Here is a 13,310-nt window from a genome sequence, read left to right on the forward strand (position 1 = left end):
GCGAGGCTACACGCCGCCCGGCTCCCACGAATAGGCCCAGTGCACCAGCCCGTCGCGACCGGCCTCCGACAGGGCGTAGACCCCCGTCGCCACCTTCTCGAACCAGCCGTAGTGATTGTCGCGCATCAACCCGGTGGCCCGCGCCACGCCCGTTGCCGCCACCACATCCCGCCCTCGGCTCGGGCCGGCCTCCGCCAGGAAGGCCGCGCAGGCCAGCGCGTCCTGCCGGTAGGCGGTGACAATGCCGTGCCGCGTCGCGCCACCCTCGTTCGGATCGCCGCGCAGGGCCTCGAACTCCCGCAGCAGGCGGTCGGATTTCGTCCGGCTCTTGCGCGGCGCGTATGGCCCGGGATCGCAGAGCACCTCCACCCGCGCGTCCGGCAGCACCACGATGAAACCCAGACCCAGCCGCCGGCAGAGGTCGCGGTTGTCCTTCAGCGCCCGCCGCGCCGTCTTGCCCGAAGGTTTGGGGACGGCGACATAGACATGGTCGGTCAGCTTCAGGCGTGCGCAGGCCTGGTGGAACAGCGACAGGGTGATGCGCAGCTTCAGTTCCACGATCACCGGCGGATCGTCGCCGCGCACCGCCATCAGGTCGGCCGCGCCGACCTCCCCCTTTACCGTGTAGCCCTGCTTTTCCAGCAAGGCCTTCACCGGTGCATAAAGCTCGCTTTCCCGTTCCATGATCACAGTGTTTCCCGGGCATTGCCCCTTGTCCAGCGCCGCCCATGCGCAGAAAGTGCGGGACAACCGAAGGAGCCTGTATGTCCCTTGTAAAAACCGCATTGTCCCTCGCCATGGGACTGGCGTTCACCGCGCTTCCCGTGCTTGCGCATGCCCGTTGCACCGGTGATGACCTGCGTCCCGCCCTGCTGCCCGAGGAAAGGGCTGAGGTCGACGCCCGCGTGGCCGCGATGCCCTACCCGACCGGCAACCACTGGATCGCGCGGCGCGGCACCGAGACCATCCACCTCGTCGGCACGATCCACCTGTCCGACCCGCGCCTCGACGCGCCGGTCGAGCGGATCGCGCCGCTTCTGGACGACGCCGCCACACTGCTGCTCGAGATGTCGGGCACCGACCGGGAAGCCATGGAAGCGAGCATCGCCAGCGATCCTGCCATGTTCATGCTGTCTGACGGCAGCCTTCCCGACCTTCTGTCGGAGGACGAGTGGCAGCAACTGTCGGGCGCAATGGCCGCGCGCGGCATGCCCGCCTTCGTCGGTGCCCGGATGCAGCCTTGGTACGTGTCGATGCTGCTGTCGGTGCCCGCGTGCATGAAGGACCTTCTGGAACAGGACGACGGCCTCGACGTCCGGCTCGAAGCCCTCGCCGAGGAAAAGGGCGTGCCCACCCGGTCGCTGGAACCCTGGGACACGGGCCTCGCGCTGTTCGCCGCCGTCCCGATGGAGGCGCAGCTGTCCATGATCCGCTCCGCACTTGCGCCGGCGGACGTGAATGAGGATCTCTTCGAGACCATCATCAGCACGTACTTCGAAGAAGCCCACGCCGAAAGCCAGGTGGTGCTGGAAGTCCTGTCACCCCGCCTGACCCCGCTGGGAAAAGCCGAGGCCGACACGGTTTTCGACACCGTGAACGGTGCGATGATAAATGCCCGCAACCGAGCGTGGATTCCCGTGATCCTCGACACGCTGGACAGCACCGACGGGACGGTGATCGCCGCCTTCGGTGCCGCCCACCTGTCCGGCGAGGAAGGAGTGCTGAACCTTCTGGCAGAGGAAGGGTTCGAACTGGAGCGCGCGCCGTTCTGAGCCAAAGCCCCGGCGCGCGCCATCCGCTTCAGGCCGCCAGCCCGCGGCCTTTCAGCAGCGCATCGACGCCGGGCATCCGCCCCCGGAACCCGGTGTAGAGGTCTTCGGCCTCCACCGATCCGCCCTTGGACAGGATAAACTCTTCCAGACGGCCGGCCATCGCCGGATCGAAGGCATCGCCCGCCTCCTCGAAAGCGGCGAAGGCGTCGGCATCCATCACTTCGGACCACATGTAGCTGTAGTAGCCGGAGGAATAGCCGTCGCCCGCGAAGACATGGGCGAAATGCGGGGTCGCGTGGCGCATGAGGATCGCGCGAGGCATCCCGATTTCCTCCAGCACCTGCGCCTGTTTTTGCATCGGATCGGCGGGCGCGGGACCGGCATGGAATTCCAGGTCGACCAGCGCGGAGGCCACGTATTCGACAGTCTGGAACCCCATGTCGTAAGTCGCCGCCGCCAGCACCTTGTCCAACAGGTCCTTCGGCATCGGCTCCCCGGTGTCGGCGTGGGTGGCATATTCAGCCAGCACTTCGGGGACTTCCAGCCAGTGTTCGTAAAGCTGCGAGGGCAGTTCGACGAAATCGCGCGCCACGCTGGTCCCCGAGACCATCTCGTAGGTCACGTCGGACAGCATCTGGTGCAGCGCGTGGCCGAATTCGTGGAACAGGGTGCGCGCGTCGTCATAGGACAGGAGCGCGGGCGATCCCTTGGCAAAGTTGCACACGTTGACCACCACCGGGATCTGCACGTCGGGGAACTTGCGCTGCGCCCGGAAGGCGGAACACCACGCGCCCGACCGCTTCGAGCCGCGCGCGAAGTAGTCACCGATGAAGACGGCAATCGTCTCACCCTCGCGCTGCACCGTCCATGCCCGGCAGTCCGGGTGGTGCAGCGGCACGTCGAGCGGCTCGAACGTCAGGCCGAACAGCCGCTCCGAACAGGCAAAGGCCGCGTCGATCATCCGGTCCAACTGGAAGTACGGCTTGATCTCGCCCTCATCCAGATCGTGCTCTGCCTTGCGCCGCTTTTCGGCGTAGTAGCGCCAGTCCCATGGCTCGAGCGGGCCGTCGATGCCGTCCGCATGCAGCATGCCTTCCAGCACCTCCTGATCCTTCAGGGCGGCGGCGCGGGCCGGGGTCCAGACCTGCATCAGCAGCTCGCGCACGTTGTCGGCGGTGCCTGCCATCTCCGTTTCCAGCTTGAAGGAGGAGAAGTCCGAGTGCCCCAGCAGCGCCGCGCGTTCCTCGCGCAGCTTCAGGGTTTCGGCGGCGATGCCGCGGTTGTCGGTCTTGCCGCCGTTGGCGCCGCGCGCCGCCCAGGCACGGAAGGCTTTTTCACGCAGGTCGCGGCGCGGGCTGAACTGCAGGAACGGCGTGATGACGGACCGCGACAGCGTCACGCAGGGCCCTTTGCCGCGTTCCTCGCCCGCCCCGCGCAGCGCGTTGACGACGAAGGCCGGCAGCCCTTCGAGGTCCTTCTCGGCAAGCTCCATGTACCAGTCGCGTTCGTCCGCCAGCACGTTCTGGGTAAAGGCGGTGCCCAGCTCGGCCAGCCGCCCTTTCACCACCGTCATGCGCGCGGCCTCTTCCCCTTCCAGAGCGGCGCCTGCACGGACGAAGTTGCGATGGGTCAGCATCAGCACCCGCGCCTGTTCCGGTGTCAGATCAAGCGTGTCGCGCGCCTCCCACACCGCCTGGATGCGTTCGAACAGCGGTTTATTGGAGAAGATGGCCGAGGAATGCGCCGAGAGCCGCGGGGCATAGTCGCGCATCAGGGCTTCGCGCGCGTCGTTGCTGTCCGCACCGGCGAGGTTGTAGAAGACCCCCGCCACGCGATCCAGCGCGGAACCCGTGCGCATCAGCCCCTCGATGGTGTTCTCGAAGGTCGGCGGTTCCGGGTTGGTGGCCACCATCTCGACCTCGACAAGGTCCTCGGCCATGGCGGCGTCGAAAGCGGGGCCGAAGTCGGCATCGGAAATCTCTGCAAAAGGCGGCAGGCCGTAGGGCGTTTCCCAGGTCTTCAGAAGCGGATTGGTCATGTCGGTCTCCAGACGTTTGCAGGAAAGCTATGCGCCCGGGCGAACCGCTTCAATCCGTTCCGTCGGATCGGACGCCGCGAACCGGCCCTTTGCGGGGTCTTGCCGTACGTACGGACATCGGGCCGCGTGCGGATAAGGTCGCCGCCCCGGCAGGGCGGGGTTTCACGCCGCCTTGCCCCCGCAGTCAGGGCAACCGGGCGTGGGCTTCAGCCCGATCTTGCGGGTCTCGCCCCAAAGCGCATCATAGATCAGCATCTCGCCGATCAGGGGCTGCCCTGCGCCTGCGATCAACTTTACGCATTCTACGGCCATCATCGACCCCACGACGCCGGGCAGAGGGCCCAGCACGCCCGCCACCGCGCAGGACGGCGCCAGACCGGCTGCCGGCTCCTCGGGGAAGATGCAGCGGTAGCACGGGCCGCCACCCTTGGGATGGAACACGCTGACCTGCCCTTCCCACTGGCTGAGCGCGCCCGAGACCAGCGGTTTTCCCGCCGCCACGCAGGCCGCGTTCACCAGGTAGCGGGTGTCGAAGTTGTCGGTCCCGTCGAGGACAACGTCGTAGTCCTCCAGCAGCGCCGCTGCCGTCGCGGCGTCCAGCCTGCGCTTGTAGGGGCGCACGGTGACATAGGGGTTCAGTGCCTCCATCGCCGCCTGCGCCGAGAACACCTTGGGCGTGCCGATCCGGGCGTCGGTGTGGATCACCTGCCGCTGCAGGTTGCCGCTGTCCACCGTGTCGTCGTCGATCACGCCGATGGTCCCGACACCCGCTGCCGCGAGGTACAGAAGCGCGGGCGACCCGAGCCCTCCGGCGCCCACGACCAGAACGCGTGACTGTTTCAGCCGCTTCTGCCCCGGCCCGCCCAGTTCGCGCAGCACGATGTGGCGGGCGTAGCGTTCCAGTTCGCCGGGCCGGAAGGCGCCGGGATCCTTCGCCGGAGCCTCATCGGCCTCCCTGACTTCTGCGCGCTCCTTCAGCCTGCGAACACCCCATGCGTAAGCAAGGCCAAACAGGAGCATCCCGCCGAGGATCAGCCACGGCGCGGCGCTTTCGCCGGTGGCAATCCGCAGGGGATGGCCGAACGGCAGGACCACATGAACCACGAGGACACCGACATAAAGCAGCGCCACCATGTAGACGCGCGCCTCGCGGCTGGCCCCCACGAGACGGCCGAACCCCCAGACCAGAACGCCGATGCTGAGAACTAGAAGCATCAGCCGCGCCCCGTCGAACCGAAGCCGCCCGCGCCGCGCGCGGTGTCGGGCAGGTCCTCGGACACGGTGAAGCGGCCCCGCACGACCGGGGCCACGACCATCTGCGCGATCCTGTCGCCGTGGGCGATCACGAAAGGCACGTCGCCCGAATTCATCACGATGATGCCCAAGGGTCCGCGGTAATCGCTGTCAATGGTTCCGGGCGCATTGGGCAGGGTGATCCCGTGTTTCAGGGCAAGGCCGGAGCGCGGTCGCACCTGCACCTCGTAGCCATCGGGAATGGCAAGGCGCAGACCCGTCGGCACCAGCGTCCTCGCGCCGGGCTCCAGCGTCAGCGTGCCCCGGTCGGGCAGGTTGGCGCGCAGGTCGGCACCGGCGGCGCCTGCCGTCGCGTAGGAAGGCAGGCCCAGCGAACGATCCGCCTCCGGTTCCCACGCAAACGCGATGTCCACGTCCCGCGCGCTCATGCCTGCACCTGCTTCAGTGCCTCGGCGATCCGATCTGCCAGCTTGCGCGCAACGTCACTCTTGGCAGCACGCGGCCATTCCTCGGCCCCCTCGGCGGTGATCAGAACCACCGCGTTTTCCGTGCCGCCCATGATGCCCGTCGAGGGCGAGACGTCGTTCGCCACGATCCAGTCACAGCCCTTGCGGGCGCGTTTCGCCGTGGCGTTGGCGACCACGTCATCCGTCTCGGCCGCGAAGCCCACGACCAGCCGGGGGCGCCCATCCATCAGCGCAGACACGTCGCGCAGGATGTCGGGGTTTTCCTCGAACTCCAGCACGGGCAGTTGCCCCGCCGTCTTCTTGATCTTCGAGGCAGAGGCGGACTTTACCCGCCAGTCGGCCACCGCGGCCGCGAAGACCCCCGCATCGACGGGCAGGGCGGCCATGACGGCCTCCCGCATCTCCCTTGCGCTCTCGACCTCGACCACCTGCACACCCGTGGGCCGGGGCGAGTCCGCCGGGCCGGTGACAAAGACGACCTCTGCCCCCAGATCGCGCAGCGCCTCGGCCACAGCCGTCCCCTGCGCCCCGGACGAGCGGTTGGCGATATAGCGCACCGGGTCGATGGGTTCATGCGTCGGACCGGAGGTCACCAGCACCCGGCGCCCTTTCAGCGGTCCATCCGACAGCGCGCCCTCGATGGCCGCGACGATCTCCAGCGGTTCGGCCATGCGGCCCGGTCCGTATTCGCCACAGGCCATGTCGCCCTCGTTCGGACCGACAACCATGATGCCGTCACCGCGCAGCGTGGCGAGGTTGCGTTGCGTGGCCGCGTGGTCCCACATGCGCACGTTCATCGCAGGGGCGATCATGACCGGCGTGTCAGTGGCCATCAGCAGGGTCGACGCCAGGTCGTCCGCGTGGCCCCCTGCCATCTTCGCCATGAGGTCCGCGGTCGCCGGTGCCACCACCACGAGGTCCGCCACGCGGGACAGCTGGATATGGCCCATCTCCGCCTCGCGCGTGAGGTCGAAGAGGTCGGCGTGCACGTCTTCCCCGGCCAGGGCGGCCACGCTCAGCGGCGTCACGAATTCGGAGGCCGCGCGGGTCATGACAGGTGTCACGGCGGCGCCGCGCTCTCGCAGGCGCCGGATCAGGTCCAGCGACTTGTAGGCGGCAATACCGCCGCCGATGATCAACAGGATCCGTCTGCCCGCCAGCATCCCAGTCCCTTCCCGATGTCGTGAGCCGCCTGCGCGGCCTGATCCTTCATTAACGGGTGCACCCTACCCTCGCCCCCAAGGCAATGGAAAGGGCCACCATGGCAGGATCGGTGAGCATCGAAACTCACGGCACGGGCTGGGACGCCGTCGCGCCCATGAAGGCCGCCTATCGCCAGAAGAACGCGGCGGCGCGGGAAACCACTGCCGGTCTGACCTCCCCGGAAAAGAAGGCTGTGTCATCGCATGAGAGGTTGGGCTATTTCCTGAAGGCCGCGCAGGGGTCTTCCCGCTCTGTTGCGGGGGCGGTTTCCGTGCGGTCGAAGCCACCCTCCGGCGCGGCATGCCCTTCCTCCCCCTGTGCGAGGGCGAAGATCCTTGCCTCCGGCTTGGCGTAGGCCAGCACGGCGGGCGCGCCCCAGTCCTTGCGGGCATGGCCATTGCCGGTGATCACCACCACCGGGCCACCCGTTACGCCAAGCGCCTCCAGAGCGACCGCCGCCAGCCGGGCATCGCGCAGACGCTGGATGTTGACCATCCCGGCCAGCATGTCGTCCGGCAGCGCGTCGCAATGGGCCGCCTTCTGCAACGCTTCGCGGGCAGCCTGCTGATCGGCGGGCAGAGGACGATCCAGACCGTACTGCCAGGCGTCGGCACCGAAGACCATGAGCGGCGGCTCCCCCATGCCCCGGCGCGCCTCCTCCCGCGGGAGGGCCGCTCCGAAGTGCTGCGCACCTTCTGCGGCCTTGAAGATCGGATAGTACATGGAGAAGTCGAGCCAGCCGTTCTCCTCCCATGACAGCGCCGCTTCCAGCACCTGTTCGCTCTGCACGATCTCGGGCGTCAGGCCGACCGCAACCGGGCCGGAGATCATCTCCCACACCACGGCTTTCGGCTGAACTTGGGCGATGATTTCGGCCTGCCGGGCATGATGGGCGGGATTGTCGTGGATCTCGCCGAGGAAAAGCACATCAGCGTCGAAATCCCCGTCGGCGGATGCCGCGGGGATTGCTAAGCCGACCAAAAGGGCGGCGAGGACCAGCGCATGTTTCATGCGAGGAAGTGTTGCACTTCTCCGCTTTGCGCCTCAAGCGCCTTGCGCATCTTGCCGAAGGCCGCAGCCTCGAGCTGGCGGACCCGCTCTTTCGACAGGCCCAGCTCGTTGCCGAGGCTTTCGAGGGTGCGGGGCTCGTCGCGCAGCTTGCGCTCGCGCACGATGAACCGTTCCCGGTCGTTCAGCGACCCCATCGCCTTCACCAGCCAGCCGCGCAGGCATTCGGTGTCATGCGAATTCTCGACGATCTCCGCACCGTGTGCGCTGTCGTCTTCGAGGGTGTCGATCCACTCGCGGCCCTCGTCCTCGACGGACTGCGTGGCGTTGAGCGAGAAGTCAGAGCCGGACAGGCGCCCTTCCATCATTTCGACGTCGCGCAGGGGCACGCCGATCTCGGACGCGATCATGTGGCGAAGCTGGTGACTGTCGAGCTGCATGCCGGTGGCCTGCGCCTCGCGCTCCAGCCGCGCCTGCACGCGCCGCATGTTGAAGAACAGAGCTTTCTGGGAAGAGGTGGACCCGGTGCGCACCATCGACCAGTTGCGCATCACGTAGTCCTGGATCGACGCCTTGATCCACCACACGGCGTAGGTGGAGAACCGCACGCCACGGTCAGGGTCGAACTTGTCGGCGGCCTTCATCAGGCCCAGTCCCGCCTCCTGGATCAGGTCGTTCATCGGCGCGCCGTAGCGCTTGAACTTCGCCGCCATGGAAATCGCCAGCCGCATGTAGGCCTGGATCAGGCGGTGCAGCGCGGCCTCATCCTTTTCGTCGCGCCATGCGTAGGCAAGCTTCAGTTCGGTTTCCGCATCGAGAAGTTCCGCCTTCATGGCCCGACGCGAAAGGGTCTGATCGTTGAATCCGTCTAAAGGCATGAAAACTCCCCTGTCGATGCGTTACCCTTGAAGCGGGATTTGTGAGTACTACGCGTCAGACGGGTGATTGGTTCATTTGGATGATTGATTTTTCGGGCTATATGCCTGCAAGGATCATGTGCATCGCTTATGGCATGCGTCACGAACCGGAATTTCCTGCATCCATGGCAATAGGTTAGCTTCCGCTCACGGAATCGAGAGGAAACGGGATGCCCGATACGCTTTTTATTGGAGATTACGCCTATTCAAGCTGGTCCATGCGCGGATGGCTGCTTTTTGACCGCTTCGGACTGGCGGTCAATTGCCGGTTGGTCAACTTCATGAAAGCCGGTGTCGCAGAGCAGATGCAGGACATTGCCCCGGCCCGCACCGTACCGACCCTCGTGACGGAAGACGACGGCGCCGTGATCTGGGACAGCCTGGCCATCGCCGAGGAACTGGCGGATCGTCATCCCGGCGCGGGGATCTGGCCGTCCGATCCCGCGATGCGCGCGCTCGCCCGGTCACTGGCCGCCGAGATGCACTCCGGTTTCGTGGCGCTCCGGTCGGCCTGCCCGATGAACCTGCGCACCGCCTATGTCGGGTTCAGCCCGTCAGAGGAGGTGGTGGCCAACATTCAGCGGATCGAGACGATCTGGACACATGCACTCGAACGGTCGGGCGGCCCCTGGCTGGCCGGAAGCTATTCGGCGGCGGACGTGTTCTTTGCGCCCGTGGCGGCCCGTATTGCCGGCTTCTCGATCCCGGTCAGCGATGTGTGCCGCGGCTATGTGGCCGCGCATCTGGCCGACCCGTCCTTCCGGCGCTGGCGGGCGCTTGGCCTCGTTCAGGGGGAAACCCTGCCGTGGTACGCTCAGGACCTCCGGACCGCGCCATGGCCCGGCCCCTCGGTGCACGCGGCACAGGCGGTGGAGAGCGGCGAGCCCGAGAACGACGCCTGCCCCTATTCCGGCAAGGCGCGGACGCACCTGATGCAGATGGACGGGCGGACCTTCGGGTTCTGCAACGCCACCTGCCGCGACAAGACCGTCGCCGATCCGGAGGCATGGCCCGCCTTCATGGCGCTGGTCTGACGACCGCATCGTCGCCGGGACCGCCCCCGGCGACGCCCCGAACCTCAGTGCAGCGCGCCTTCCATGCCCCTGAGCATGGTCAGGCAGGCGTCAAGCTGGCTGCGCGCCACGAATTCGTCGGGCCGGTGCGCCTGCTGGATGGAGCCCGGACCGCAGACGATACACTGGGTGCCCAACGACTGGAAAAGCCCTGCCTCAGTGCCAAAGGACACGACCTCCGTCCCGTTGGCCCCCGTCAGGCTGCAGACCAGTTCGGCGATGCGGTTGTCCCGTTCCGGCATCAGGCCCGCCACCTCGCCGATCACTTCGCGCACGATGGAGGCATCCGGCGTGACCCTGCGCATGTCCGGCAACAGCAGGTCCGCGTAGGCGTCGATCTCCGACAGGACCCAGGCCGCATCCTCGAAAGAGACCGGGCGCATCTCCCACTCGATCTCGGCCAGGCCTGCGATGACGTTGCGCGCCGTGCCGGCTGACATGCGGCCGATGTTCAGAGTGGTCCAAGGCGGCTCGAACGGGCTGGCCTCTGGCGCACGCGACTTCAGGGCGGCTTCCAGCTCCAGCAAACGGCCCGCATAGCGCGTGGCGCAGGACGCCGCGTTCACCCCGCGGTCGGGCGCCGATCCGTGCCCCTCGCAGCCGCAGAAATGGGTGGTGTATTCGTAGCAGCCCTTGTGCCCGTCCACGACGTTCATCAGCGTCGGCTCGCCGAGGATCGCCATCCCGGGCCGCATTCCGCGCCCCAGAAGTTCCGTCACCAGCGCGCGGGCGCCGAAGCAGCCCACTTCCTCGTCATAAGTCAGCGCCACGTGCACCGGCGTTTTCAGGTGCCACCGGGCGATTTCCGGCGCCAGGGCCATGACACAGGCGATGAAGCCCTTCATGTCGCAGGTGCCGCGCCCGTAGAGCAGCTCGTTCTCCTCCCGCATGGAGAAGGGATCGCCGCTCCAGTCGCTTTCCTCGCCGATCGGCACCACATCCGTGTGACCCGCCAGAACGAGGCCGCCGTTGCCCTCCGGCCCAAACGTCGCCAGCAGGTTCGCCTTCAGCCCCGTCACGTCCGACATGATCTCGCATCGGGCGCCGAATCCTTCGAGATAGTTCGCCGCCCAGGCGATCAGTTCGAGGTTGCTGTCCGACGACACCGTCGGAAACGCAATGAGATCGCCCAGAAGGGCTTCGGTCCGTGCCAGCAGCTCCATGATGCTCCTTTCACCCGGGAAACCGGGCCTTTGCCCATGAAATGACCTGCCGGGGAAGCACGGTCAATGCTCCCGCCGACCCGTACTGGTCATCCCGCGACGGATCGGTTACCCAATAGGCACCCTCGGCAATAAAGGCATTGCGCGCTGCTGCAGAGGAGAGCGGAGCCTCGGGCCCGGCCAGACGCGCTGACCTCCCGGCTCCGGTTTGCAACGTTCCATGGCGGCGCGCTGCCGCATCAGAGGAGAGCCATATGCTGACCAACGACCAGCTGTCCCAGTGGGACCGCGAGAACTTCTTCCATCCCTCCACCCACCTTGCCCAGCACGCGCGCGGAGAGACCGCGACCCGTGTCATCACCACCGGGCAGGGCTGCCACATCGAGGACCGCGACGGCACGAAACTGCTGGACGCCTTCGCCGGGCTCTACTGCGTGAACGTGGGGTATGGGCGGACCGAGATCTCCGATGCCATCGCCGCGCAGGCAAAGGAACTGGCCTATTACCACGCCTATGTCGGTCACGGCACGGAGGCGTCGATCACCCTGTCGAAGATGATCCTCGACCGTGCGCCCGCCCATATGTCGAAGGTCTACTTCGGCCTGTCCGGCTCGGACGCGAACGAGACCAACATCAAGCTGATCTGGTACTACAACAACATCCTCGGCCGCCCAGAGAAGAAGAAGATCATCTCGCGCTGGCGCGGCTACCACGGGTCGGGCCTGATGACAGGCTCGCTGACCGGGCTCGAACTCTTCCACAAGAAGTTCGACCTGCCTCTGGCGCAGGTGATCCACACCGAGGCGCCCTACTACTTCCGCCGCCCCGACATCGCGATGTCCGAAGAGGCGTTCAGCGCCTATTGCGCCGCCGAGCTGGAGCAGTTGATCGAGCGCGAGGGCGCGGACACCATCGCCGCCTTCATCGGTGAGCCCGTGCTGGGCACCGGCGGCATCGTGCCCCCGCCGAAAGGCTACTGGGAGGCGATCCAGCCGATCCTCGAAAAGCACGACATCCTGCTGATCGCGGATGAGGTCGTGACGGGTTTCGGCCGTCTCGGCACCATGTTCGGCTCCGACCATTACGGCCTGAAGCCCGACCTCATCACCATCGCCAAGGGCCTTACCTCGGCCTATGCGCCGCTCTCCGGCTCCATCGTCGGCGACAAGATGTGGAAGGTGCTGGAGCAGGGTACCGACGAGAACGGCCCGATCGGCCACGGCTGGACCTACTCGGCGCACCCCATCGGGGCCGCGGCCGGTGTCGCGAACCTGAAGCTGATCGACGACATGAACCTCGTGGCCAACGCGGGCGAGACCGGCGCGCATTTCCGCAAGGCGATGACCGATGCGCTTGGCGACCATGCCAAGGTCGGCGATATCCGGGGTGAAGGGATGCTCTGCGCCGTCGAACTGGTCGACGACAAGGACAACCGGACCTTCTTCGATCCGTCGCAGAAGGTCGGTGCGCAGATCGCGTCTGCCCTCATGTCCAAGGGCGTCATCGCACGCGCCATGCCGCAGGGAGACATCCTTGGCTTTGCGCCGCCGCTGTGCCTGACCCCGGCAGAAGCGGAAGAAGTCGCGACAAAGACCGGCGAAGCGGTCCGCGACGTCCTGGGGGGCTGATTTCCAGACTTGGCGTGGCCGGGGACATACGCCCCGGCCACGCCTGACCAGACGGAACTTCAGGTCGCGGTCAGCCCTTCAATTCCGAATAATCGACCATGACGTGCTCCCGATACGCGGGGCGTTCCGTCAGCGCGGCGTAGTAGTCCTCCAGCCCCGCCGGGGGCCGCCGCGGCAGGTCGAGCGTGAAGTACCGGAACAGCACGTGGCCCGCCATGATGTCGGCCCGGCTGAACCGACCATCGACCAGCCATGGTCCCGCACCACGCTGGGTCATCGCCATACCCGCCAAGTCCTCGAACCGTTCAAGCGCACCAAGCACCGCGGTCATGTCGCGCTCTGCCTCCGGTGTCCGGTAGAAGCCCCAGAAAACCGGCATGGTGAAAGCGGCGCACAGCGTGTGTTTCGCCCATTCCGCCCACATGTCCTGTTCCGGCCCTTCGGCAAAGGGCCCCGGCCCGTAGGCCGCCACGAGGTAGCGCAGGATCGCGGCACTTTCGAAGAGCGTGTGCTTGCCGTCCTCCATCACCGGGACAAGGCCCATCGGGTTTTTTGCCCGGAACGCCGCGGTGTCGGTTCCGCCGAAGCGCCCGCCCACGTCCCGCCGGTCGACCTCGAGCCCGAGTTCCGCAGCGCCCCACATGACCGCCTGCACGTTCGAGGACGTCTTGCGCCCGTGTATCACCAGTCCGGCCATCTCACCTCCGGGAAACGCAAAGTTTCCATTTGCAGATAAATCCAAAGGATGACGCTACGGCAATTCGTGTATCGTGAACGGGAAAGCCGA

General features: G+C 66.7%; 12 protein-coding genes. 3 read left to right on the forward strand and 9 right to left on the reverse strand.

Going from position 1 to position 13,310, the window contains the following annotated elements; all coding sequences use genetic code 11:
• Positions 1-6 precede the first annotated feature (6 nt).
• A complete protein-coding gene (locus ACU0DV_RS12095) occupies positions 7-684 on the reverse strand; it encodes a DUF2161 domain-containing phosphodiesterase (RefSeq protein WP_446242611.1) in 678 nt (225 codons plus the stop codon).
• 80 nt (positions 685-764) lie between these two features.
• On the opposite strand from ACU0DV_RS12095, the gene ACU0DV_RS12100 reads away from it, so the two are divergent.
• Positions 765-1,772, forward strand: a complete 1,008-nt coding sequence (locus tag ACU0DV_RS12100; RefSeq protein WP_446242610.1) for a TraB/GumN family protein — start codon at positions 765-767, stop codon at positions 1,770-1,772.
• Between the two features lie 28 nt (positions 1,773-1,800).
• On the opposite strand, the gene ACU0DV_RS12105 is transcribed toward ACU0DV_RS12100, so the two are convergent.
• From ACU0DV_RS12105 to ACU0DV_RS12130, 6 genes are all read right to left on the reverse strand, one after another.
• Positions 1,801-3,810, reverse strand: a complete 2,010-nt coding sequence (locus ACU0DV_RS12105) for a M3 family metallopeptidase (RefSeq protein WP_446242609.1) — start codon at positions 3,808-3,810, stop codon at positions 1,801-1,803.
• Positions 3,811-3,972: 162 nt separating this feature from the next.
• A complete protein-coding gene (locus tag ACU0DV_RS12110) occupies positions 3,973-5,025 on the reverse strand; it encodes a HesA/MoeB/ThiF family protein (protein ID WP_446242608.1) in 1,053 nt (350 codons plus the stop codon).
• Positions 5,025-5,492: a dUTP diphosphatase gene (gene dut, locus ACU0DV_RS12115; protein WP_446242607.1), complete on the reverse strand. Its 468-nt coding sequence runs from the start codon at positions 5,490-5,492 to the stop codon at positions 5,025-5,027. The genes ACU0DV_RS12110 and dut overlap by 1 nt, the downstream gene beginning before the upstream one ends.
• Positions 5,489-6,694: a bifunctional phosphopantothenoylcysteine decarboxylase/phosphopantothenate--cysteine ligase CoaBC gene (gene coaBC / locus ACU0DV_RS12120; RefSeq protein WP_446242606.1), complete on the reverse strand. Its 1,206-nt coding sequence runs from the start codon at positions 6,692-6,694 to the stop codon at positions 5,489-5,491. The genes dut and coaBC overlap by 4 nt, the downstream gene beginning before the upstream one ends.
• A gap of 256 nt (positions 6,695-6,950) precedes the next feature.
• On the reverse strand, positions 6,951-7,745 hold the full coding sequence (locus tag ACU0DV_RS12125; RefSeq protein ID WP_446242605.1) for a ChaN family lipoprotein: 795 nt from the start codon (positions 7,743-7,745) through the stop codon (positions 6,951-6,953).
• Positions 7,742-8,620 (reverse strand): RNA polymerase factor sigma-32, encoded by an 879-nt coding sequence (locus ACU0DV_RS12130; RefSeq protein ID WP_100928955.1) that lies wholly within the window; start codon positions 8,618-8,620, stop codon positions 7,742-7,744. The genes ACU0DV_RS12125 and ACU0DV_RS12130 overlap by 4 nt, the downstream gene beginning before the upstream one ends.
• Positions 8,621-8,829: 209 nt before the next feature.
• Here ACU0DV_RS12130 and ACU0DV_RS12135 point away from each other — a divergent pair, with 209 nt between their 5' ends.
• Positions 8,830-9,693 (forward strand): glutathione S-transferase N-terminal domain-containing protein, encoded by an 864-nt coding sequence (locus ACU0DV_RS12135; RefSeq protein WP_446242604.1) that lies wholly within the window; start codon positions 8,830-8,832, stop codon positions 9,691-9,693.
• Positions 9,694-9,737: 44 nt separating this feature from the next.
• Here the strand turns inward: ACU0DV_RS12135 and argE are convergent, their stop codons facing one another.
• Positions 9,738-10,895 (reverse strand): acetylornithine deacetylase, encoded by a 1,158-nt coding sequence (argE, locus tag ACU0DV_RS12140; protein WP_446242603.1) that lies wholly within the window; start codon positions 10,893-10,895, stop codon positions 9,738-9,740.
• A 254-nt stretch (positions 10,896-11,149) separates the two neighbouring features.
• Between argE and ACU0DV_RS12145 the strand changes: the two genes are divergently transcribed.
• Complete coding sequence (locus ACU0DV_RS12145) at positions 11,150-12,523, forward strand: aminotransferase (protein ID WP_446242602.1); 1,374 nt, start codon at positions 11,150-11,152, stop codon at positions 12,521-12,523.
• Positions 12,524-12,593: 70 nt separating this feature from the next.
• On the opposite strand, the gene ACU0DV_RS12150 is transcribed toward ACU0DV_RS12145, so the two are convergent.
• Positions 12,594-13,220, reverse strand: coding sequence for a glutathione S-transferase family protein (locus ACU0DV_RS12150; protein WP_446242601.1), 627 nt, complete (start codon positions 13,218-13,220; stop codon positions 12,594-12,596).
• Between the last annotated feature and the right edge of the window lie 90 nt (positions 13,221-13,310).

The organism is Sagittula sp. (assembly GCF_052825245.1).

Coding starts and splice junctions, on each gene's coding strand:
- ACU0DV_RS12095 (WP_446242611.1), bottom strand. CDS start 684: ATGGAACGGGAAAGCGAGCTTTATGCACCGGTGAAGGCCTTGCTGGAA.
- ACU0DV_RS12100 (WP_446242610.1), top strand. CDS start 765: ATGTCCCTTGTAAAAACCGCATTGTCCCTCGCCATGGGACTGGCGTTC.
- ACU0DV_RS12105 (WP_446242609.1), bottom strand. CDS start 3,810: ATGACCAATCCGCTTCTGAAGACCTGGGAAACGCCCTACGGCCTGCCG.
- ACU0DV_RS12110 (WP_446242608.1), bottom strand. CDS start 5,025: ATGCTTCTAGTTCTCAGCATCGGCGTTCTGGTCTGGGGGTTCGGCCGT.
- dut (WP_446242607.1), bottom strand. CDS start 5,492: ATGAGCGCGCGGGACGTGGACATCGCGTTTGCGTGGGAACCGGAGGCG.
- coaBC (WP_446242606.1), bottom strand. CDS start 6,694: ATGCTGGCGGGCAGACGGATCCTGTTGATCATCGGCGGCGGTATTGCC.
- ACU0DV_RS12125 (WP_446242605.1), bottom strand. CDS start 7,745: ATGAAACATGCGCTGGTCCTCGCCGCCCTTTTGGTCGGCTTAGCAATC.
- ACU0DV_RS12130 (WP_100928955.1), bottom strand. CDS start 8,620: ATGCCTTTAGACGGATTCAACGATCAGACCCTTTCGCGTCGGGCCATG.
- ACU0DV_RS12135 (WP_446242604.1), top strand. CDS start 8,830: ATGCCCGATACGCTTTTTATTGGAGATTACGCCTATTCAAGCTGGTCC.
- argE (WP_446242603.1), bottom strand. CDS start 10,895: ATGGAGCTGCTGGCACGGACCGAAGCCCTTCTGGGCGATCTCATTGCG.
- ACU0DV_RS12145 (WP_446242602.1), top strand. CDS start 11,150: ATGCTGACCAACGACCAGCTGTCCCAGTGGGACCGCGAGAACTTCTTC.
- ACU0DV_RS12150 (WP_446242601.1), bottom strand. CDS start 13,220: ATGGCCGGACTGGTGATACACGGGCGCAAGACGTCCTCGAACGTGCAG.